General features: G+C 73.8%; 17 protein-coding genes, 1 pseudogene and 1 riboswitch. Of the genes and pseudogenes, 11 read left to right on the top strand and 7 right to left on the bottom strand.

All coding sequences use genetic code 11. The features are described 5' to 3' along the window. Nucleotides 1-56: 56 nt before the first annotated feature. Both ACFOX0_RS04600 and ACFOX0_RS04605 read left to right on the top strand, forming a co-directional pair. Nucleotides 57-1,559, top strand: a pseudogene (locus ACFOX0_RS04600) (DNA translocase FtsK 4TM domain-containing protein); the annotation flags it as partial. Beyond that, nucleotides 1,545-4,019 (top strand): FtsK/SpoIIIE domain-containing protein, encoded by a 2,475-nt coding sequence (locus ACFOX0_RS04605; protein ID WP_377542527.1) that lies wholly within the window; start codon nt 1,545-1,547, stop codon nt 4,017-4,019. The pseudogene ACFOX0_RS04600 and the gene ACFOX0_RS04605, both read left to right, overlap by 15 nt. A gap of 73 nt (nt 4,020-4,092) precedes the next feature. On the opposite strand, the gene ACFOX0_RS04610 is transcribed toward ACFOX0_RS04605, so the two are convergent. After that, entirely contained in the window at nt 4,093-4,407 is a 315-nt protein-coding gene (locus ACFOX0_RS04610; protein ID WP_377542226.1) for a DMT family transporter, read from the bottom strand. Between the two features lie 62 nt (nt 4,408-4,469). Further along, nucleotides 4,470-4,536, bottom strand: a riboswitch (guanidine-III (ykkC-III) riboswitch). A gap of 134 nt (nt 4,537-4,670) precedes the next feature. On the opposite strand from ACFOX0_RS04610, the gene ACFOX0_RS04615 reads away from it, so the two are divergent. The 7 genes from ACFOX0_RS04615 (at nt 4,671) to pspM (ending at nt 11,044) form a co-directional block, all read left to right on the top strand. Beyond that, nucleotides 4,671-5,594, top strand: a complete 924-nt coding sequence (locus ACFOX0_RS04615) for an ornithine cyclodeaminase family protein (protein WP_377542227.1) — start codon at nt 4,671-4,673, stop codon at nt 5,592-5,594. Between the two features lie 44 nt (nt 5,595-5,638). Beyond that, nucleotides 5,639-7,135, top strand: a complete 1,497-nt coding sequence (gene rimO / locus ACFOX0_RS04620; RefSeq protein ID WP_377542228.1) for a 30S ribosomal protein S12 methylthiotransferase RimO — start codon at nt 5,639-5,641, stop codon at nt 7,133-7,135. A 41-nt stretch (nt 7,136-7,176) separates the two neighbouring features. Continuing rightward, nucleotides 7,177-7,860, top strand: coding sequence for a CDP-diacylglycerol--glycerol-3-phosphate 3-phosphatidyltransferase (pgsA, locus tag ACFOX0_RS04625; protein WP_377542230.1), 684 nt, complete (start codon nt 7,177-7,179; stop codon nt 7,858-7,860). Between the two features lie 92 nt (nt 7,861-7,952). Beyond that, entirely contained in the window at nt 7,953-8,477 is a 525-nt protein-coding gene (locus ACFOX0_RS04630; protein WP_377542231.1) for a CinA family protein, read from the top strand. A gap of 161 nt (nt 8,478-8,638) precedes the next feature. After that, complete coding sequence (locus ACFOX0_RS04635) at nt 8,639-9,151, top strand: helix-turn-helix domain-containing protein (protein WP_377542232.1); 513 nt, start codon at nt 8,639-8,641, stop codon at nt 9,149-9,151. Nucleotides 9,152-9,373: 222 nt separating this feature from the next. Further along, a complete protein-coding gene (locus ACFOX0_RS04640; RefSeq protein ID WP_377542233.1) occupies nt 9,374-10,240 on the top strand; it encodes a PspA/IM30 family protein in 867 nt (288 codons plus the stop codon). 21 nt (nt 10,241-10,261) lie between these two features. Then, nucleotides 10,262-11,044 (top strand): phage shock envelope stress response protein PspM, encoded by a 783-nt coding sequence (pspM, locus tag ACFOX0_RS04645; RefSeq protein ID WP_377542234.1) that lies wholly within the window; start codon nt 10,262-10,264, stop codon nt 11,042-11,044. 133 nt (nt 11,045-11,177) lie between these two features. On the opposite strand, the gene ACFOX0_RS04650 is transcribed toward pspM, so the two are convergent. The 4 genes from ACFOX0_RS04650 to ACFOX0_RS04665 all read right to left on the bottom strand — a co-directional run bounded on the left by ACFOX0_RS04650 (nt 11,178) and on the right by ACFOX0_RS04665 (nt 13,685). Continuing rightward, the gene (locus ACFOX0_RS04650; RefSeq protein WP_377542235.1) at nt 11,178-11,969 is read right to left on the bottom strand and encodes a DNA-formamidopyrimidine glycosylase family protein; all 792 of its coding nucleotides are present in this window, start codon (nt 11,967-11,969) and stop codon (nt 11,178-11,180) included. A 114-nt stretch (nt 11,970-12,083) separates the two neighbouring features. After that, a complete protein-coding gene (locus ACFOX0_RS04655) occupies nt 12,084-12,332 on the bottom strand; it encodes a CPCC family cysteine-rich protein (RefSeq protein ID WP_377542236.1) in 249 nt (82 codons plus the stop codon). Nucleotides 12,333-12,391: 59 nt separating this feature from the next. Further along, nucleotides 12,392-13,180: an SAM hydrolase/SAM-dependent halogenase family protein gene (locus ACFOX0_RS04660; protein ID WP_377542237.1), complete on the bottom strand. Its 789-nt coding sequence runs from the start codon at nt 13,178-13,180 to the stop codon at nt 12,392-12,394. 10 nt (nt 13,181-13,190) lie between these two features. Beyond that, nucleotides 13,191-13,685: a GNAT family N-acetyltransferase gene (locus ACFOX0_RS04665; RefSeq protein ID WP_377542238.1), complete on the bottom strand. Its 495-nt coding sequence runs from the start codon at nt 13,683-13,685 to the stop codon at nt 13,191-13,193. Nucleotides 13,686-13,725: 40 nt separating this feature from the next. Here ACFOX0_RS04665 and ACFOX0_RS04670 point away from each other — a divergent pair, with 40 nt between their 5' ends. After that, nucleotides 13,726-14,664 carry an LLM class F420-dependent oxidoreductase gene (locus ACFOX0_RS04670; RefSeq protein WP_377542239.1) on the top strand — a complete coding sequence of 313 codons (939 nt, stop codon included), beginning with the start codon at nt 13,726-13,728 and terminating at the stop codon, nt 14,662-14,664. A 153-nt stretch (nt 14,665-14,817) separates the two neighbouring features. On the opposite strand, the gene ACFOX0_RS04675 is transcribed toward ACFOX0_RS04670, so the two are convergent. Together ACFOX0_RS04675 and ACFOX0_RS04680 are read right to left on the bottom strand one after the other, a co-directional pair. Beyond that, nucleotides 14,818-15,354 (bottom strand): DUF6624 domain-containing protein, encoded by a 537-nt coding sequence (locus ACFOX0_RS04675; protein ID WP_377542240.1) that lies wholly within the window; start codon nt 15,352-15,354, stop codon nt 14,818-14,820. A gap of 120 nt (nt 15,355-15,474) precedes the next feature. Beyond that, entirely contained in the window at nt 15,475-20,139 is a 4,665-nt protein-coding gene (locus tag ACFOX0_RS04680; RefSeq protein WP_377542241.1) for an ATP-dependent helicase, read from the bottom strand. A 182-nt stretch (nt 20,140-20,321) separates the two neighbouring features. On the opposite strand from ACFOX0_RS04680, the gene ACFOX0_RS04685 reads away from it, so the two are divergent. Further along, a complete protein-coding gene (locus ACFOX0_RS04685; RefSeq protein WP_377542242.1) occupies nt 20,322-20,645 on the top strand; it encodes a hypothetical protein in 324 nt (107 codons plus the stop codon). The last annotated feature ends 147 nt before the right edge of the window (nt 20,646-20,792 follow it).

Consider the following 20,792-nt stretch of genomic DNA (forward strand, 5'->3'; position numbering starts at 1 on the left):
GGACACGGGCCGCGTTGCCGGGGCATTGTCGACCCACCCGACTACGCTGTGACGCTATGGCGGGCCGTCCCTCTCAGGCGAGCCGGCGACGCGGCGCGTCGCCGAAGCGGACCAGCACGCCCCGGAGCCGGCAGAACGGTCGGCAGACCGGCCGCGCCCGGCCGGCGGTCCAGCGTCGACAGCCGTCCCAGCCCGGCGTCGCCATCCGGGCCGCCCGGGGGCTGTGGATGGGGCTGGCGCACGGTGTCGGGTGGACGGTCCGGGCCGTTGGCCGGCAGGCGGCCACCGCCCGTGACCTGGACCCCGAACACCGGCGCGACGGCGCCGGCCTGTTGCTGCTCGGGCTCGGCATCCTCACCGCCGTGGCGATCTGGTTCTCCGGCGCGGGGCCGGTGGGTGCCCGGATCGCCGACACCATCCGGCTGTTCTTCGGCGCCGTCGCCGTGGTGCTGCCGGTGCTGCTGCTGATCGGCGCGTACCGGTTGATGCGGGTGCAGGAGGAGCCGGAGCAGCACCGCGGCCGCGGCCTGGTCGGCTGGTCGGCGTTGATCGTCTCCACCGACGCGTTGCTGCACATCGGGCAGAACCCGGTCGACAACGTGCAGCGCGACTACGCCGGCGGCCTGATCGGCGCCGGCTTCGGCGGGGCGCTGGAACAGGCGATCACGCCCTGGGTGGCGGTGCCGCTGCTGGTGCTGTTGCTGCTGTTCGGCCTGCTGGTGGTGACCGCGACCCCGATCAACAAGATCCCGGAACGGCTCGGCCTGCTGGCCGGGGCGGTGACCGGCCGACCCACCGACGAGGCGGTCGAGCAGGAGCCGGGCGAGGACACCGGCAAGCCGGCGGCCGGCGTCCGCCGCCGGTCCGGGCCGCGCCGCCCCGCCAGGCCGGTCGACCCCGCCGACGAGGACGGGTACGACGACGACCTGCCCTTCCAGGAGACCGTCGAACTGCCCCGGGCCCGCAAGCCGAAGGTGCCGGCGGCCCGCAAGGTGGCCGAGCCACCGGAGCACTCGCCGCCACCGACCCGGGCCGAGCAACTGGCGATGACCGGCCTGGGCGGGGACTACACCCTGCCGCCGGCCAGCCTGCTGGCCAAGGGTGGCGCGCCGAAGACCCGCAGCCGGGCCAACGACGAGGTGATGGCCGCGCTGACCGGCGTGTTCGACCAGTTCAACATCGACGCCGCCGTCACCGGGTTCACCCGTGGTCCGACCGTGACGCGCTACGAGGTCGAACTCGGGCACGGCGTCAAGGTCGAGCGGATCACCCAGCTGTCCCGCAACATCGCGTACGCGGTGAAGTCGCCGGACGTACGGATCCTCAGCCCGATCCCGGGCAAGAGCGCGGTCGGGGTGGAGATCCCGAACAGCGACCGGGAGGACGTCGCGCTCGGTGACGTGCTGCGGTCCCGCGCGGCGGCCGCGGATCACCACCCGATGGTGGTGGCGCTGGGCAAGGACATCGAGGGCGGCTTCGTGGTGGCCAACCTCGCGAAGATGCCTCATATCTTGATCGCGGGAGCGACCGGAGCGGGTAAGGCGCTGGCGCTGGATACCCCGATCCCCACGCCCAACGGTTGGTCGACGATGGGTGCGCTGCGAGTCGGCGATCAGGTTTTCGACGAACTGGGCGAGCCATGCTCGGTCGTGGCCGCAACCGAGGTGATGCACGGCCGTCCCTGCTACGAGGTGGAATTCTCGGACGGCACGGTCATAGTCGCCGATGCGCAACATCAGTGGCGAACCACGACGAGGGCGATGCGGACCCAACGAACCCAACGTTGGAAGGACGGCTCGTACTGGACGCTGGATGATCGTGATCTGATCAGCAGGCGGACGGAGGAAGTGCTCGCCGAGCCGGACCGGCCCGTCGCGTCCGCTGTAGTCCTGTCAGACGTCGGGCAGCAGTTCCGTAACGTGCTCTATCAGATTCTCCGAGACATTCCTCGGGAGGCGACACTCGGCCGGGTGCCCTACCAGCGCGGCGGACGTACCGTTACTCGCTGGGTATCCACGTATTCCCGCCACCGGGTCTACGACGCGTTGCATGACCGGGTGCTCGCGCCTGGGCGCTCCGGGCAGCGGCTCGCGTTTGACGATCGGCCGGTCACGACGGCCGAGATCGCGGCATCGCTCCGGGTCAAGGGACGAAGCACGTCGTGGGCAAATCACGCCGTCGACGTCTGCGGCCCGCTCGTCTATCCGGACCAAGTGTTGCCAGTCGCTCCGTACACGATGGGCTGCTGGCTGGGCGATGGCACCACGGGCTCGGCCGGCTTCACCTGCGCCGAGGAGGAGATTCTCGACAACATCCGGTTGGATGGCTACGAGGTGACGCAGTACCCGAGCGCCGAAATACACTTCTCGCTTTCCAACCGGCCGGAAAGAGCGCGACGTATCGCCGAGGCGGTGGACCTGGCTGCCCGCGGCATGACCCTGGCGGCCGCGGCCCGGCACGTCGGTGTCGGCCTTTCCGCCGTATGTCGGTCGGCGAGAGGCAAGGTGCCAGCCGGTCGGAAGCTCGGGTACATTCCCACCACCCCTCCCCGCCAGCGTTATCAGACGTTGCGAGCGCTGTTCCGCCAGGTTGGCTCCAAGCACATTCCGTCCGCCTACCTTCAGGCCTCGGTGGCTGACCGGAGAGCGCTGCTCGCTGGCCTCCTTGACACGGACGGTACGGTTTCGCCTCGTGGTGGCGTCGAGTTCGCCGTGACCAACGAACGGTTGGCCAGGGACACCCTTGAGCTGATCATCGGGCTCGGCTATCAGGCCACCATGCGGACGAAGCGTGTGAACGGACGCAGCGAAGAGTCATCGACCTGCTACCGAATCCATTTCACCCCGAGTGACAAGGTCTTTCGGCTCACCCGAAAGCTGAGCCGCCAGGTAACCAGCAACCGTCCCAGTACACTGCAGCGATACATCGTGGACGTCCGTCCTGTGGAGTCCGTACCGGTCCGGTGTATCGAGGTGGACAGCCCGAGCCACCTATACCTGGCTAGCCGCGCATGTATCCCCACGCACAACTCAAGTTGCCTGAATTCTCTGCTCGTCTCGGTCCTGGCCAGGGCCACCCCGGACGAGGTGCGGCTGCTGCTGATCGACCCGAAGCGGGTCGAGCTGACCAGCTACGAGGGCATCCCGCACCTGGTCACCCCGATCGTGACCAACCCGAAGAAGGCCGCGGACTCGCTGGAGTGGGTGGTCCGCGAGATGGACATGCGGTACGACGACCTCGCCGCCAACGGGGTCCGGCACATCGACGACTACAACCGCAAGGTGCGCGCCGGCCAGATCAAGCCACCGCCCGGCAGCGAGCGGGAGATCCGGCCGTACCCCTACCTGCTGGTGATCGTGGACGAGCTGGCCGACCTGATGATGGTCGCGCCGCGGGACGTGGAGGACTCGGTCGTCCGGATCACCCAGCTCGCCCGGGCCGCCGGCATCCACCTGGTGCTGGCCACCCAGCGCCCGTCGGTCGACGTGGTGACCGGCCTGATCAAGGCCAACGTCCCGTCCCGGCTGGCGTTCGCCACCAGCTCGCTGGCCGACTCGCGGGTCATCCTGGACCAGCCGGGCGCGGAGAAGCTGATCGGCCGGGGCGACGGGCTGTTCCTGCCGATGGGCGCCTCCAAGCCGGTCCGGATCCAGGGCGCCTGGGTCAGCGAGCCGGAGATCGCCGACATCGTCAAGTTCTGCAAGGACCAGCGCGAACCGGAGTTCCGGCCGGACGTGCTGGCCCCGGCGCAGGACACCAAGAAGAAGATCGACGAGGACATCGGCGACGACCTGGACCTGTTGGTGCAGGCCATCGAGCTGGTGGTCACCTCCCAGTTCGGCTCGACATCGATGCTGCAACGCAAGCTGCGGGTCGGGTTCGCCAAGGCCGGCCGGCTGATGGACCTGATGGAGACCCGTGGCGTGGTCGGCCCGTCCGAGGGCTCGAAGGCGCGGGACGTGCTGGTCAAGCCGGACGAGCTGGAGGAGGTCATGGCCGGCGTCCGGGGCGACGGCTGATGGCACCCGGCACCCGGCACCGAAGGCGACGGCCACCGCCCCGCTCGGGCGGCGCGGGCGGATCGACCGCCGGTCAGTGGAAGATCTTCAGTCCGACCACGCCGGCCACCACCAGGAACAGGCAGGCGATCCGGGGCAGGCTGGCGGACTCGTGCAGGGCCAGCATGCCCACCAGCGCCGTACCGACCGCGCCGATGCCGACCCAGACCGCGTAGCCGGTGCCGAGCGGGATCTCGCGCAGCGCGTAGGACAGGCCGAGCACGCTGAGCAGCGCGGCGACCAGGAAGACCAGGGACGGCTGCCACCGGCTGAAACCGGCGCTGCGGTCCAGGGCGATCGCCCAGACGGTCTCCAGCAGACCGGAGATCACCAACGCGAGCCAGGCCATCGTGCACCTCTTGACGGGAATGCCCGGGCCACCGGGGCCGGGACGAGTGGGTCCTGCGGGTCACGCGGGCGTCTTGGCCTTACCGGGTACGCCAGCACTCGTCCGGGATGGCTCCCCGCGGTCCGCGACGGCCCCAGGGAAGCACCACCAGCGCCGACCGTAGCACCGCCGGTCCGGCACCCGATCGGTCGCCGGCCGGCGTCATGGTGACCTTGCCCACCGCGCGTTGACCTGAAGTGGACTTCAACCCGCAGCATTGTCTGATGGCAGTTGTCTTCTCCGATGACGAGGTCGCCGCGGCGCTGGACGGGTCGACCGCGGTGGCGGCCATGCGCGAGGCGCTGCTCGCCGCCTACGACGGCCGGCTGGTCGCCCCGCCCCGGGCGACCGCGCCGCTGCGCGACGGGCGGCTGGTGATGACCGCCGGCCAGCTCGCCGACGAGTGGTACGGCTTCCGCTCCTACGACACCTTCGGCCACCCGGACGGCGAGCAGGTGGTCGTCCTGCACGACGCCCGGACGGGCCGGATCCGGGCGGTCGCCGTCGGCGAGGAGATCGGTTCGCGGCGTACCGGGGCGCTCGGCGGGGCGGCGGTCGACGCGCTGGCCCGCCCGGACGCCGGCACGCTGGGCGTGCTCGGCGCCGGCCGGCAGGCCTGGACCCAGGTCTGGGCGACCGCCGCGGTGCGCCCGCTGCGCGAGGTCACGGTGCACAGCCGTACGCCGGCCGGCCGGGAGGCGTTCGCCGCGCGGGTCCGCGCCGAACTCGGCGTACCGGCGTGGCCGGTGGCCGATCCGCGGGCCGCCGTCCGGGACCGGGACGTGGTGGTGCTGGCCACCACGAGTCGTACCCCGGTCCTCTCGGCGGCGGACCTGGCCCCGGGCACCCACCTCAACGCGGTCGGGTTCAAGCAGGTGGGCCGGTCGGAGTTCGGACCCGACCTGCTGGACCGGGCGGACGTGCTGGCCACCGACTCGCCGGCCCAGGCGCTGGCGTACGACCCGCCGATGCTCGCGGCCGAGCCCCGCCACGCGGGCCGGTTGCGGCACCTGGGCGCGGTGCTGGCCGGTGCGACGCCCGGGCGGACCGGCCCGGAACAGGTCACCGTCTTCTGCTCGGTGGGTCTGGCCGGTACCGAGGTGGCCCTGCTGGACCGGTTGGCCCGGGCGACGCTGCCCCGGGCCTGATCGCGGCCGGACCGGGGCCATCCGCGCCGGCCCGGTACCCTCGGATGGTGTCTGCCACCCCTGCCTCCCCGCCCGACGGCCGCCGGGTCGCCCTGCTGACCCTCGGCTGCGCCCGTAACGAGGTCGACTCGGAGGAGTTGGCGGCCCGTCTGCACGCCGGTGGCTGGGCGGTCTCCACGGACGGCGAGGGTGCCGACGTGGTGCTGGTCAACACCTGCGGCTTCGTGGAGAAGGCGAAGCAGGACTCGATCCAGACGCTGCTGGCCGCCGCCGACACCGGTGCCAAGGTGGTGGCGACCGGCTGCATGGCCGAGCGCTACGGCCGGGAACTGGCCGGCAGCCTGCCCGAGGCGCAGGCGGTGCTCGGCTTCGACGCCTATCCGGACATCTCGGCCCGGCTCGACGCGGTCCTCGCCGGTGAGAAGATCGAGTCGCACGTGCCGCGGGACCGCCGCGAACTGTTGCCGCTCACCCCCGTCGCGCGGCGGGACAGCGGGGTCGTGCTGCCCGGTCACGGCTCGCCCGCCACCCCGGTGCGCGCCGAGCCGGCCGCCGACGAGCACACCCCGGCCCACCTGCGTCCGGTGCTGCGCCGCCGGTTGGACTCCGGCCCGGTGGCCTCGCTGAAGCTGGCTAGTGGCTGTGACCGGCGGTGCGCCTTCTGCGCCATCCCGGCCTTCCGCGGCGCGTTCGTCTCCCGTACCCCGGACGAGCTGCTGGCCGAGGCGGAGTGGCTGGCCCGCTCGGGCGTCCGGGAGCTGGTGCTGGTCAGCGAGAACTCGACCTCGTACGGCAAGGACCTCGGCGATCCCCGGTTGCTGGAGAAGCTGCTGCCGCAGCTCGCCGCGGTTCCCGGCATCGTCCGGGTGCGGGCCAGCTACCTGCAGCCGGCGGAGACCCGACCCGGACTGATCGAGGCGATCGCCGGCACCCCGGGCGTGGCGCCCTACTTCGACCTGTCGTTCCAGCACTCCAGCGAGGCGGTGCTGCGCCGGATGCGGCGGTTCGGGTCGACCACCCGGTTCCTGGAGCTGCTGGCCGCCGCGCGCGAGCTGGCGCCGGAGGCCGGTGCCCGGAGCAACTTCATCGTCGGCTTCCCGGGCGAGACCCGCGCCGACGTCGACGAGCTGGTCCGCTTCCTGTCGGCGGCCCGGTTGGACGCGATCGGCGTCTTCGACTACAGCGACGAGGACGGCACCGAGGCGGTCGGCCTCTCCGGCAAGGTGCCGGCCGCGACCGTGAAACGGCGGTACGACAAGCTCAGCGCGCTGGCCGACGAGTTGTGTTCGCAGCGGGCCGAGGAGCGACTCGGCTCGACCGTGGAGGTGCTGATCGACTCGGTGGACGACGGCGTGGTCGAGGGGCGGGCGGCACACCAGGCCCCCGAGGTGGACGGTTCGACCACCCTGGTCGCCCCGCCCACCGGTGGCGTCGACCTGACCGCGTTGCGCCCGGGCGATCTGGTCCGGGCCACGGTGACCGGTACGGAGGGCGTCGACCTCGTCGCCGTACCGGTCGAGATGATCTCGGCGTCCGCGTGATCCGGACTGGGCCGACCGTACGGTGCGGAGCGAGGTGACCGATGACGGAGCAGAGCGAGAGCGTGCTTGGCGCCGTACCGGCCGGTGCCGTACCGGCGAGCGCTGTACCGGCCGGTGGCGTCGACCGACCGGGACGGGCTGATCCGGTGTCCGAGCCGACGATCCCCCCGGTGCCGGTGGTGAACGCGGCCAACGCGCTCACCGCGTTGCGGCTGGTGCTGGTGCCGGTCTTCGTGCTGCTGCTGATCGCCTCCGGTCTGGTCCACCCGGGTTGGCGGGCCGTGGCCACCGTGATCTTCGCGTTCGCCTCGGTGACCGACCTGGTCGACGGGTGGATCGCCCGCCGGTACGGCCTGGTCACGTCGTTCGGCAAGGTCGCCGACCCGATCGCCGACAAGGCGCTGACCGGCACCGCGCTGGTGCTGCTCTCCTGGTACGACCGGCTGCCCTGGTGGGTGACCGCGGTGATCCTGGCCCGTGAGTTCGGGATCACCCTGATCCGGTTCTGGGTGATCCGTTACGGGGTGATCGCCGCCAGCCGGGGCGGCAAGATCAAGACGGCGGTGCAGATCCTCGCCATCGTCTGGTACCTCTGCCCCTTCCCACCCCCGCTCGCCGCGGTCGCCCCGTGGCTCATGGCCGTCGCCGTGGCCGTGACGGTCCTCACCGGCCTCGACTACGTGGCCCAGGCCCTCCGCCTCCGCCGCCCCCCACCCACGCCCTGATCCCTTGTCGATCATGAAGCTATTGTCCCGACACGCCGTCCGGTGTGGCGACAACTTCATGATCACCAGCGACCGACCGGGAGGATGAGGGGATGAGCGGGGATGCCGGGGTGCGGGGGCGGGTGGCCGCCGGGGTGGTGCATCTGCTGGTCGAGCGGTCGGAGACGCTCGCGACCGTCGAGTCGCTCACCGGTGGGCTGGTCGCCGCGACGATCGTGGAAATCGCCGGCGTCAGCAGCGTCTACCGCGGCGGGCTGGTGGTCTACGCCACCGAGCTGAAGGCCCGCCTGGCCGGCGTACCGGAAGATCTGCTGGCCGCCCGCGGGCCGGTCGATCCGGACGTGGCGCTCGCGCTGGCGGCGGGCGGCCGGCAGCGGTGCGACGCCGACTGGTGCGTCGCGACCACCGGCGTGGCCGGGCCGGAGCCGCAGGGCGACAAGCCGGTCGGCACGGTGTACGTGGCCGCCGTCGGACCGTCCGGCTCGGCGGTGCGCCGGTTGGACCTGGCGGGTGACCGGCTGACCATTCGGTCCGGCGCCGTGGTGGGGGCGCTCCGGTTGCTCACCGAACTCCTGCCCGGCGTGCCCACCCACCACCGGGTCGCGCCCGGCCGGTAGCCGGGCCACGGCGGCATTCGGTGATACGCATCGGGGCGGGTGGGATGTCGCGGGGCCCCGCAGCGGGTACGGTTGCGGAAAGCTCGCGGCTTCGGCCGCGGACAGTGGCGCCGCCGCCCGCGGTGGCGTCGCGGGAAGCGTCCCGCGTCTGGGGAGGTGCGATGATCCTGCTACGCCGGGTGATCGGTGACGCACTACGCGCGCGCCGGCAGGGGCAGCACCGCACCCTGCGCGAGGTCTCCTCCGCGGCCAACGTCAGCCTCGGCTATCTCTCCGAGATCGAACGCGGCCAGAAGGAAGCCTCCAGCGAGCTGCTGGCCGCCATCTGCGACGCCCTCGGCGCCCGCCTGTCCGAGCTGCTGCGCGAGGTGAGCGACACGGTCCAACTGGCCGAACAGGTCCCGGGCGTGCTGCTGCCGGTGCAGGACCGGCCGGCCGCCGAGCCGGCACCGGCCGAGGCCGCGACCACCACCGACGCCCCCGCGCGGGTCGGCGCCGCGGCGGACGGGACGGTCCGCGCGGTCCCCGCCGGGGTACGGCGGATCGCGACCGAGGACGGCACGGTCTCCGTGTCGGTCCGGCAGGACTCCCCGTTGAAGGCGACCCTGCACACCACCCGCCGGGTCCGGTCCACCCCGCAGGATCTCGACCGCGACGCCCTCTGCGTGGGCTGACCGGTCCCTCAGCCCGCCGGCCCGGCCGGCGAACCCTGGTTGCCGGTCGGTGCGCAGCGTAGGGTCGATCCACGGACCGCGCCCGGTATCTCCCCCCGGAGGTCCGATGCCGCCGCTGGCGTCGGGCTGAGACCATGGAGACGCCGCCGTGCGGCAGCCCGGTTCGCGGGCGTACGCCGGTGCGGTCGACCGGAGTCATGACACTGAGGGGAAAACGCGGAGATGGCGAACCCGTTCATCAAGGGCTGGCGCTACATGATGGCGTTGTTCGGCGCCAAGATCGATGAACACGCCGATCCGAAGGTGCAGATCCAGCAGGCCATCGAGGACGCCCAGCGTCAGCACCAGGCGCTCGTCCAGCAGGCCGCCGCCGTGATCGGCAACCAGCGCCAACTGGAGATGCGGCTGTCCCGGCAGATGTCCGAGGTCGAGCGCCTCCAGTCGATGGCCCGGCAGGGGCTGGTGCTGGCCGACCGGGCGCGCGCCGCGGGCGACGAGGCCGAGGCCCAGAAGTACGAGCAGAGCGCGCAGACCCTGGCCACCCAGCTGGTCGCGGCCGAGCAGTCGACCGAGGACCTCAAGACGCTGCACGACCAGGCGTTGGGCGCCGCCGCCCAGGCCCGGCAGGCGGTCGAGAACAACTCGATGATCCTGCAGCAGAAGCTGGCCGAGCGCTCCAAGCTGCTCAGCCAGCTCGAACAGGCCAAGATGCAGGAGAGCGTCGCCCGTTCGCTGGAGTCGATGTCGTCACTGGCCGCGCCGGGCAACACACCGTCGCTGGACGAGGTACGCGAGAAGATCGAACGCCGGTACGCCACCGCGATGGGCCGGGCGGAACTGGCCGGCAACTCGGTCGAGGGCCGGATGCTGGAGATCCAGAAGTCGACCCTGGACATGGCCGGCTCGTCCCGGCTGGAGCAGATCCGGTCCAGCATGGCGGGGGAGAAGCTCGGCGCCGCGCCGTCGCAGCCGGCGGTGGAGCGGGCGGCGTCGTCCGCCGACAGCGCGAGCGTCGCCCGGCTGGACGAGATCCGGGCGAGTCTGGCGAAGGACAAGTCGGCCGGCGGGGACGCCAGCGCGGCCGGCTGACCGGTCGGAACGGGAGGACGGATGGCAGACCTTCGAGCCCGCCACCACCGGCGGCTGCGGCGCCTGCGGCGCGCTGCCCGGCGGTGGACCGTACTGGCCGGCACGCTCGGCGGGGCCACGGCCGTCCTCACCCCGTACGCCGGGCTGGGTCTGCCGGACGCGTTCTGGGCGGCGGCGGCCGGCGGGTCGGCCGCGCTGGCGCTGTGGCGCTGGTCCGACCTGCGGGCGCTGGCCGCGCGTCCGGAACCGCCGGCGGCCGATCCCGCCCTGGCCGGCCAGCGGGCCCGGGCGCGGTTGGTCGCCGCGGTGGAGACCGTTCCGGCCGGCCGGGGCGCCCTGGCCGAGGTACGCCGGCAGCGGGCCCGGCTGGCGCTGCGGGGTACCGCCGCGGCCGGACCGTGGGCGCGGCTGGACGCCGCCTCGGCGGCGCTGACCGGGCTGGCCGCCCGGCTGACCGGCCCGGCCGATCCGGCCGTGCTGGAGGCCACGGTGGCCGAGCGTTCACTGCGCGACCTGGCGCACCGGGTGGCCGGCGTGGAACGGGCGCTCCGGATCGCCCCGGCGGACTCCCGGTCCGCCCTGGCCGCCGCGCACCGGACCCTGGTCGAGCAGCTCGACGGCGGCGTCGGCGCCTATGAACGACTGGTGACCGCCGCGGCCGGGTACGTCGCCGAGGACGGCCGGGCTGGCGCCGAGCACCCCTCGGTGCATCCGCTCACCGAGGCGACCGACTTCCTCCGTGGCGTGGCCGACGGGCTCGCCGAGTTGCGCACGCCCGCCGACCCGCTGCGCGCCCGACCTTGACCCGCCCGACCCTGACCCACCCGACCCTGACCCGGCCGGCGCTGAGCCCGCGGCCCGCCGGGCGGCCGGCCCTGAAACGGTGGCGCCCGCCGGGCGGCCGGCCCTGAACCGGCGGTGCTGGTCGGGCGGCCGGTCAGTCCGGCTGGCAGCGCGGGCACCAGTAGGTGACCCGCTCGCCCGGTTCCTCCCGGCGCTGGATCGCCGTCCCGCAGCGCCGGCAGGGCTGGGCCCGCCGGCCGTACACGTAGCTGGTCTCACCGCGCCGGAGCGAGCCGGTGGTGGCCTGGGTCCACCGGCCCCGGTTGGCGGCCAGCAGCCGGTGCGCCAGGGCCACCACGCCGGGCAGGTCCGGCACCCGGCCCACTGGCCGCCACGGTGAGACCCCGCGCAGGAACAGCACCTCGCACTTGTAGAGGTTGCCCACCCCGGCCAGGTTGCGCTGGTCCAGCAACGCCCCGGCGATGTCCCGCTCCGGGTCGGCGGCCAGTCGCCGGACCGCCTCGGCCGGATCCCAGTCCGGGCCGAGCAGGTCCGGGCCGAGATGGCCGGTGAGCCGCTCCTCCTCGGCGGTGGGCAACAGCTCGACGTCGTGCAGGTGGTACCCGACGGCCACCGCCTCGGCGGTCCGCAGCACCACCCGGATCAGGTGCGCCGGGCGGCCAGTCCACCGCTGCCCCGGCGCGTACGCCCGCCAGGCGCCGTCCATCCGCAGGTGCGAGTGCAGGGTCGTGCGCCGTACGCCGTCGGCCTCCCGTAGCCGCAGCAGCAGGTGCTTGCCCCGGCTGGCGGACTCCAGCACGGTCGCGCCGGTCAGATCGACGGCGGCCAACCGCGGCACCCGGAAGTCGGAGCCGGTCAGTCGCCCACCGGCCAGCGCGCGGTGCAGCACGCGGGCCGTGTTCCAGACGGTGTCGCCTTCGGGCACGTACCCATCCTGCCGCAGCGGTCGACACCCCGCCGGGACGCCGGCCCGCTCACCCCGGCCGGCCCGCCGCCGCAGCCAGCGCCGGTCGGCGCCGGTCGGCGGCTCGGCGGCAGGTCAGGGGCGTTCGTCGGCCCGGGGTGCGCGGACGGCGTCCTGGTAGCGCGGATGACTCGCGCCGTAGACCTCGAAGTTGAGCCGGGCGTGCGACAGGCTCAGGTCGCCGTTCGGGCCGCCGTACACCGCGTCGGCGTCCGCGTCGCTCTGGCCGTCGTTGGTCCAGAAACACACCGGGCAGGTGCCGACGCCACCGGTCCGGTAACCGCAGCAGGGACAGATTTCGGTATCGACGGGGGGTTGCGCCACCGGCCCAGCATTCCACACCGGACCCGCCCGCGGCGGTTGCGGCACATGCTGGGAAGTGCTCATTCGGCGTCCACCACCCGCAGCACGTCGCCCGGGGTCACGGAGAGCACGACGGCGGCCCGACCGCCGTTCACCGCGACGGCCACCCGGTCGGCCGAATCGCCGTACACGACCAACCCGCCGGGGGGCACCTCGCCGAAGGTCTCGCCGCGGACGGCGGGGGTGTCGGCCACCGTGACCCGCCGGGCCAGCGCGGCCAGCGCGCTGGCCGGCGCGGCGAGCTGCACGTTGCCGAACCGGTCGATGGTGAGCACCTCGGCCTCCAGCCAGCCCGCGCCGACCGCGACCACCGGGTCCGGCAGCCGGACCAGGCCCTGCGGATCCACCTCGGGCCCCGCGTCGGTCAGCGGCGCGCCCAGCGCGAGCCGGGCGGCCACCGGGGCGAAGACGTCCCGGCCGTGGAACGTGCGGGAGACGTCCGCCGCGAACCAGTCCGGATTGGCCAGCTCGACCGCGCCGGTCACCCCGCCGAGCGCGGTCGCGGCCCAGATCAGCAGCCCGTTGTCCGGGCCGACCAGCAGGCCGTTCGGGGTGCTCAGCGCGATGCCGCGGCGGGCCGTGCCCACCCCCGGGTCGACCACCCCCACGTGTACGGCCGGGGGCAGCTGCCCGACGGTCTGCGCCAGCACGGCCGCACCGCGGGGTACGTCTGCGGGTTTGACCAGGTGTGTCACGTCGATCACCCGGACGGCGGGCGCCAACCGGGCGATCACCCCGTGGCACGCGGCGACGAAGCCGTCGGAGAGTCCGTAGTCGGTGGTGAGACTGATCCAGGGGTAACCGGCCATGCCCGGAACGTTAGCGCCCGCCATCCAGGCGTTGCTCGAGGACCAGTTCGTCGTGCAGCGGAATGCCGTCCAGCCCGACGGTGGGGATGTTCGGCTTCAGCCGCCGGGCCAGGTCGACCGCGCCCGGCCGAACCTCGACGATACGCAGGCCACGGCGTTGGTAGAAGCGCAACGCCGGCAGGTTGTCGTTCGTGGTGACCAGCCAGAGCCGACCCAACCGCCGGTCCCGGCCGACGGTCGCGGCGGCCCTCAGCAGCGCCAGACCGGCGCCGCCGCCCGGTTGTCGGGCGACCAGGCTCACCACCTCCAGCGAGTCGCCCGCGACGTGCCATACCAGAGCACCCTCGACCCGGCCGGTGGCGACCGCGACCAGGGTGGGCAGGACGCGCAGGTCGTACCGGTCGCCGTGGACGACCACCTCCGGGCCGCCCCACTCCCGGTCGTGCAGCGCGTCGACCGCCGCCCGGTCGGCCGGCTCCGCCGGTCGTACGCGTACCGGTCGCATCGTGTGGTCACCTTCCCCGTCGACCTGGCAGAGTGATCGGATGCGGCTTTGCGTCTTCACCGAACCTCAGCAGGGCGCGTCCCACGCGGACCTGCTGCGGGTGGCCCGGCACACCGAGGAATGCGGTTTCGACGGCTTCTTCCGCTCGGACCATTATCTGACCATGGGCGGCGATGGCCTGCCCGGTCCCACCGACGCCTGGCTGACGCTGGCGGCGCTCGCCGTGCAGACCGACCGGATCCGGCTCGGCACGCTGGTCACGTCGGCCACCTTCCGGCTGCCCGGACCGCTGGCCATCGGCGTCGCGCAGGTGGACGAGATGAGCGGTGGACGGGTCGAACTGGGTCTGGGCACCGGCTGGTTCGAGGCCGAGCACCGGGCGTACGGCATCCCGTTCCCGCCGCTGGGGGAGCGGTTCGACCGGCTCACCGAGCAGTTGGAGGTGATCACCGGGCTGTGGGCCACCCCGGTCGGCGAGACGTTCAGCTTCGCCGGGAAGCACTACCGGGTCGAGGACTCGCCGGCGTTGCCCAAGCCGGTCCGCCCGAGCGGGCCGCCGGTCATCGTCGGCGGCAAGGGCCTGAAGCGGACGCCCGCGCTGGCCGCCCGGTTCGCCGACGAGTACAACCTGCCGTTCGGGACACCGGCCGACGCGGCACGCTCCTTCCCGACCGTGCTGCGGGCCGCCGAACAGGTCGACCGGGCGGCGTACGGCAAGGACCCGCTGGTGCTGTCCGCCGCGCTGACCGTGGCGTGTGGACGCGACGACGCGCAGGTGCGCCGCCGGGCCGACGCCATCGGCCGGGACGTCGACGACCTGCGCGCGAACGGTGGCGTGGCCGGTACGCCGGGCGAGATCGTCGAGCAGTTGCAGGCGTACGTCGAGCACGGCGTTTCCCGGTTCTTCCTCCAGGTGCTCGACCTGGCCGACCTGGACCACCTGGACCTCATCGCCGCGGAGGTCGCCCCGCATCTCTGACCGCCGCCGCGCGCCCGCGCGCCCGTGCGCCGACGGGGTCGCGCGGCCGGCGGTGTCGGTTTTCGGCCTACACCAAAGACGTAGTGCGTACAACAAAGATGATGTGAAGCCGAAACGCATAGCCCACTTCGGCGCCGGTGCGACCGGCCCACCTCAATCCGGCGTGGGGGGATCGGCGTCCTGTCGGCGCATCGCCTCCTCGTACTCGGCGAACGGCCCGAGGCCGACGGCCCGGCGCCGTTCGTCGAGCCGGGCGGGGTCCTCGACCGGTTGTACGACGAGCGGTCCGCGTCCGTCCGGCCCGTGCCAGAACTGGGTGCCGTAGAGCTGGGGCTCGCCGGCGGCCCGGCGGACCCGGTCGGTGAGGTAGGCCAGGTGCGCCGGGTCCGCCTCGCCGGCACGTACCGCGTGGTCGAGCAGCGACCGGCAGCGGCGCTGGAATTCCGGGTCCTGGTCGGCGTGCTGGGCCAGCAGCCAGGCGGCGCCGGCCGCCTCGGCGCCCACCGCGCTGCGGTGCGGCCAGCCGCTCCGCTCGACGACAGCCCTCAGCCAGGCGGTGTTCTCCTCGTCGACGGCCCGGACCCGGGCCAAGGCCGACTCGTCCGACGGGTGGGCGCCGACCGCGGCGCGGGCCTCCTGGTCACGGTCCATCCGCTCGACGAGCTCCGCGGCCAGCCTCGGATCCTCCATTCCACCAGGATGCCTGAACGTACCCGTCGAGAAAGCGCTGGCGGCGGCGGGCGTCGTCACGGGAGGCGACCCTTTGACTTTCGATCTGCGGGGGTGGAATCGGGGAGTGGCCGGGTCGGGTCAGCCGCGTAGGCGCAGGCCGCGGGGGGTGGTCCGGAATCCGGCGGCGGTGAGCGCGTCGCGCAGCGGGGACGAGCGCACCGACTCCCCGTCGGCCCGCTCCACCGACAGGGCGCCCAGCGCGCCGGAGTGCACCGCGTCCGCGAGGGCCTTGGCGGCCGCCCCGAGCGTGTCCTGGTCGTCCACGAAGGACAGCAGCGTCCGGCCGCCGCGCTCGACGTACAGGGCCAGGTCGCCGTCGACCAGGACCACCAGCGCGCCCGCCTTCCGGCCGGCCCGGTGCCCGGTGGCCGCGGTGGCCCGCCCGTCGCCCGAGGCGGTCGAGCCCGAGGCGGTCGAGCCCGCTCCCGTCGTCGTCCGTCCTTCGCCGGGCGTCCCCCGACCCGCGCCGGGGACGGCCTGCCCGTCGCCGGAGTCGACCACCCGTTCCGGCCAGGGCAGCGCCGCGCCGTACGGGTTGGCCGGGTCGGTGGCCGCGAGCACGAGAGCCGTACCGCCGGACCGCCGGCCGGTCGGGTCCGCGTCCGCCAGGGCGCGCAGCCGGTCCACCGCCCCGGGCACGGCGAACTGGGCCGCGCCGAGTCCCTCGACGAAGTAGCCGCGCCGCGCCGCGCCGCGTTCCTCCAGCGCCGACAGCACCGGGTACACCGCCGCGAAGCCGCCGGTGACACCCTCGGCGGCGACGGCGCCCCGGGTCACCACGCCGTGCCGTTCGAGCAGGACATCGGCGAGCGCGGCGGCCCGGCGGGTCGGATCGGTGTCCCGGTCGGGCAGCCGGGACCACCGGCCGGCCACGGTCGGCGGGCCGGTCCGGCTGGGCAGGGCGGCCCGGCCCGGCCGGCGGTAGCGGGTGCGCGGCGCGGCGGTGGCTCTGGCCCGGTGCGCGCCTCCGCCGCCGAGCACGGCCCGCAGCGGGGCGAGCGTGTCGTTGGTCAGCCAGCCCGCCCAGACCAGGTCCCACAGGGCGCCGACCAGCGCCGCGTCGTCGGTGGACCCGACCCGGTCGGACAGCGACCGGAAGAACAGCGCCTGCCCGCCGCCGAGCGCGTCCAGGATCGCGTCGTGCAGCGGCGTACGGGCCAGCGCCTCGTCCGGCGGCGGGAGCAGCAGCGGCGCGGTGTCGGCGTAGGCCAGCGTCACCCAGCCGTCGCCACTGCCGATGGCACCGGACCCGGCCCACAACACCTCGCCGCTGGCGCAGAGTTCGTCCAGATAGGCCGGGGAGTAGTCGGCCACCCGGCCGGGCAGCACCAGCCGCTCCAGGGCGGACGCCGGCACAGCGGCGCCCTGCAACTGCTCGACGGCGGCGGCCACCGCCTCGACGCCCCGGTGGGTCGAGTTCAGGTGCTGCCAGCGGGGCAGGAAGGTCGCCAGCGCCCGGGGCGGCGCCGGTTCGATCTCCCGGCGCAGGGCGGCGAGAGACCGGCGGCGCAGCAGCCGCAGCACCTCGGCGTCGCACCACTGCATGCCGACCCCGTCGGGGGAGAACTCGCCGGAGACGATCCGCCCGGTGCCGGCCAGCCGGCGCAGTGCCTGCTCGACGACGAAGACACCGAGGCCGAACCGGGCCGCGCAGGTGGCCGCCGGGAACGGGCCGTGCGTGCGGGCGTACCGGGCGACCAGGTCACCGAGCGGATCGGCCACCGGTTCCAGGTACGCCTGGGCCACCCCGACCGGCAGCGCCACCCCGAGCGCGTCCCGGTAGCGGCCGGCGTCGGCCACGTCGATCCAGCGCTCCTGCCCAGCGACCCGGACCGGCAGGATCCGGCGCGCCTCGGCCAGCCCGGCGAGCCACTCCGGCGCCGAGCCGCGCTCGGCCAGCTCGGCCTCGGACAGGTCGCCGAGCAGCCGGAGCAGCTCGACGGTGTCCTCGGCGTCGCGCGGCCGACGGTCGCCGGTGAGCCACTGCAACCGGCGGGCGGTCTCGTCCACCACCGCCGGCTCCAGCAGCTCCCGCAGGTCGACCCGGCCCAGCAGCTCGCCGAGCAGCGCCGAGTCCAGCGCCAACGCCGCGGCCCGCCGTTCGGCCAGCGGCGCGTCGCCCTCGTGGAAGAACGCGCCGACGTACCCGAAGAGCAGCGAGCGGGCGAACGGCGACGGCCGGCCGGTCTCCACCTCGACCAGCCGGATCCGCCGGCCGGCCAGGTCGCGCATCAGCTCGCGTAACCCCGGCAGGTCGAAGACGTCCTGGAGGCACTCCCGGGCCGCCTCCAGGGTGATCGGGAAGTCCGCGTACTCCCGGGCCACGTCGAGCAGTTGAGCGGCCCGTTGGCGCTGTTGCCACAGCGGTTGCCGGCGGCGCGGGTCGCGGCGGGGCAGCAGCAGCGCGCGGGCCGCGCACTCCCGGAACCGGGCCGCGAACATGGCCGAGCCGCCCACCGACTCCTCGACCAGCTGGCCGATCTCGTCCGGGTCGAAGGCCACCAGGTCCGCGCCGGGTGGTTCGTCGGCGGTGTCCGGCAGCCGCACCACGATGCCGTCGTCGGAGGGCATCACCTGGGCGTCCACCCCGTACCGCTCGGCCAGCCGGCGGCCGACGGCCAGCGCCCATGGGCCGTTCACCCGGGCACCGAGGACACAGTGGACGGCCAACCGCCAGTCGCCCAACTCGTCGCGGAACCGCTCCACCACCACCGTCCGGTCGTCCGGCACCGACCGGGTGGCCTCGCGCTGCTCGCGAAGATAGGCCACCAGGTTGCCGGCCGCCCAGTCGTCCAGCCCGCCGGCCCGCAGGCCGGCCCGCGCCGCGTCCTCGTCCTGCCGGACCAGGGTGCGCAACCGGGCGCCGATGGCCCGGCCGAGTTCGACCGGCCGGCCCAGCGCGTCGCCCTTCCAGAACGGCATCCGGGCGGCCTGGCCGGGAGCCGGGGAGACCAGCACCCGGTCCGGGGTGATGTCCTCGATCCGCCAGGAGGACGAGCCGAGCAGGAACACGTCACCGACCCGGGACTCGTAGACCATCTCCTCGTCGAGTTCGCCGACCCGGGCGGCCCGTTCGGCGCCGGCCAGGAAGACGCCGAACATGCCCCGGTCCGGGATGGTGCCGCCGCTGGTGACGGCGAGCCGCTGCGCGCCGGGCCGGCCGGTGAGCAGGTCCGCGGCCCGGTCCCAGACCAGTCGGGGACGCAGCTCGGCGAATGCGGTGGACGGGTAGCGCCCGGAGAGCATGTCCAGCACCGCGATCAGCGCCGAGTCGGGCAACTCGGCGAACGGCGCGGCCCGGCGGACCAGCGCGGCCAGGTCGGCGACGGTCCACCGGTCGAGCGCGACCATGGCCACGATCTGCTGGGCCAGCACGTCCAACGGGCTGCGCGGATAGCGCAGTTCCTCGATCGCCCCGTCCACCATCCGTTCCGAGACCACCGCGCAGGACAGCAGGTCGCCGCGGTGTTTCGGGAACACCACGCCCCGGGAGACCGCGCCGACCTGGTGTCCGGCCCGACCCACCCGTTGCAGGCCGGCGGCCACGCTCGGCGGCGCCTCCACCTGGACCACCAGGTCGACTGCGCCCATGTCGATGCCCAGCTCCAGGCTGGAGGTGGCGACCACGGCCGGCAACTGACCGGACTTGAGCGCCTCCTCGATGTGCTTGCGCTCCTCGCGGGACACGCTGCCGTGGTGGGCGCGGGCGATCACCGGCGGCGCCCCGGCCGCCGCCCCGGACTGCGCCATGATCTCCGCCGGCAGCCGCCCGCCGGCACCGTCGGGCGGCGGTGTCGCCCCGACCCGCTCGGCGGCCAGCTCGTTGAGCCGGGCGCAGAGCCGCTCGGCGGCGCGCCGGGAGTTGGTGAACACGATGGTGGACCGGTGCGTCCGGATCAGCTCGTGCACCCGTTCCTCGACGGCCGGCCAGATCGACGCCCGGCGGGGCGGTCCGCCGAGTTCGTCGGCCGGGGCGTCGTCCTGCTCGTCGAGGCGGGTCATGTCCTCCACCGGCACCTCGACGCTGACCTCGATGGTCTTGGCGGTGCGGGGTTGGACCACCGTCACCGGGTGGGCGCCGCCGAGGAACCGGGCGGTCTCGTCGATCGGCCGGACCGTGGCGGACAGGCCGATCCGCTGGGCCGGCCGGGGCAGCAGCGCGTCCAGCCGTTCCAGCGACAGGGCGAGGTGGGCGCCGCGTTTGGAGCCGGCCACCGCGTGCACCTCGTCCACGATCACCGTCTCGACGCCGCGCAGCGAATCCCTGGCGGCAGAGGTGAGCAGCAGGAACAGCGACTCCGGGGTGGTGATCAGGATGTCCGGCGGGGTACGGGCGAAGGCGCGCCGCTCGTCGGCCGGAGTGTCCCCGGTCCGCATCCCGACGGTGATCTCCGGCGGCGGCAGGCCCAGCCGGGACGCCGCGTGCCGGATGCCGGTCAGCGGGGCGCGCAGGTTGCGTTCGACGTCGACCGCGAGGGCCTTGAGCGGGCTGACGTAGAGCACCCGGCACCGTCGTTGCCGGTCGGTCGGCAGCGGCTCGCGGGCCAGCCGGTCCAGCGACCAGAGGAACGCGGCCAGGGTCTTGCCGGAGCCGGTGGGCGCGACCACCAGGGCGTTGCGGCCGGCGCCGACGGCCTGCCAGGCGCCGGCCTGGGCGTCGGTGGGCGTGGCGAAGGCCGCGGCGAACCACTCGCGGGTCGCCGTGCCGAAGCGCGCCAACACGTCGGCGCTGTCGCTGACCACGCTGCCATCCTGCCCGGCCGGTACGACAACGTCCCGGCCGGCGTCTTAAGGGCGCTCGAAGTCCGGCCCCGCCGCCGAGCGGTAACGGGTCGAAAAGACGTTAAGTCTTACTTAACTGCTTGCTTGCGTTGTGCGACATAAAGTAATTTCTCCGACAAGCTGCAACGATCGGAGGGGGGCGGATGGCCATCGTCGAACAGCAAATTCAGCGTGGCAGGGACGTACTCATCCGCAAGGTTGACGGCCATCTGACCGCATTGCGGGCAGGATTGCAAGGGCCCGAACTCGAACTGGCCGAGCGGCTGGCCCACTGTCTGCGGGAGCTGGTGGTGGCCACCGCCCAGGCCAGCGCCGCCGACCGGGCCCGGGTGCGCGCCGCCGTGCACTACTTCGTGCTGCGCCGGGAGAGCCGCGGCCAACTGGTCCCGGTGCGTTCGCTCACCGCCGCCCGGCAATTGATCAACAAGGTCGCCGGCGAACTCGACCGCCCCGACCTGGTGGTCTGACCGACCGGGTCTCACCCGCGACGGGTGAGACGACGGCCCGTTTCCGCACTTTCAGCCGCCACCCAGCAAGCCCCGATAAACTGGTCCCCATGATCGACTCAACTGCCCAGGAGGGCAGCTGTAGCCGGCCGGGTCGGGCCCGGCACC

The organism is Micromonospora zhanjiangensis (assembly GCF_042650605.1).
GTDB lineage: Bacteria > Actinomycetota > Actinomycetes > Mycobacteriales > Micromonosporaceae > Micromonospora_J > Micromonospora_J zhanjiangensis.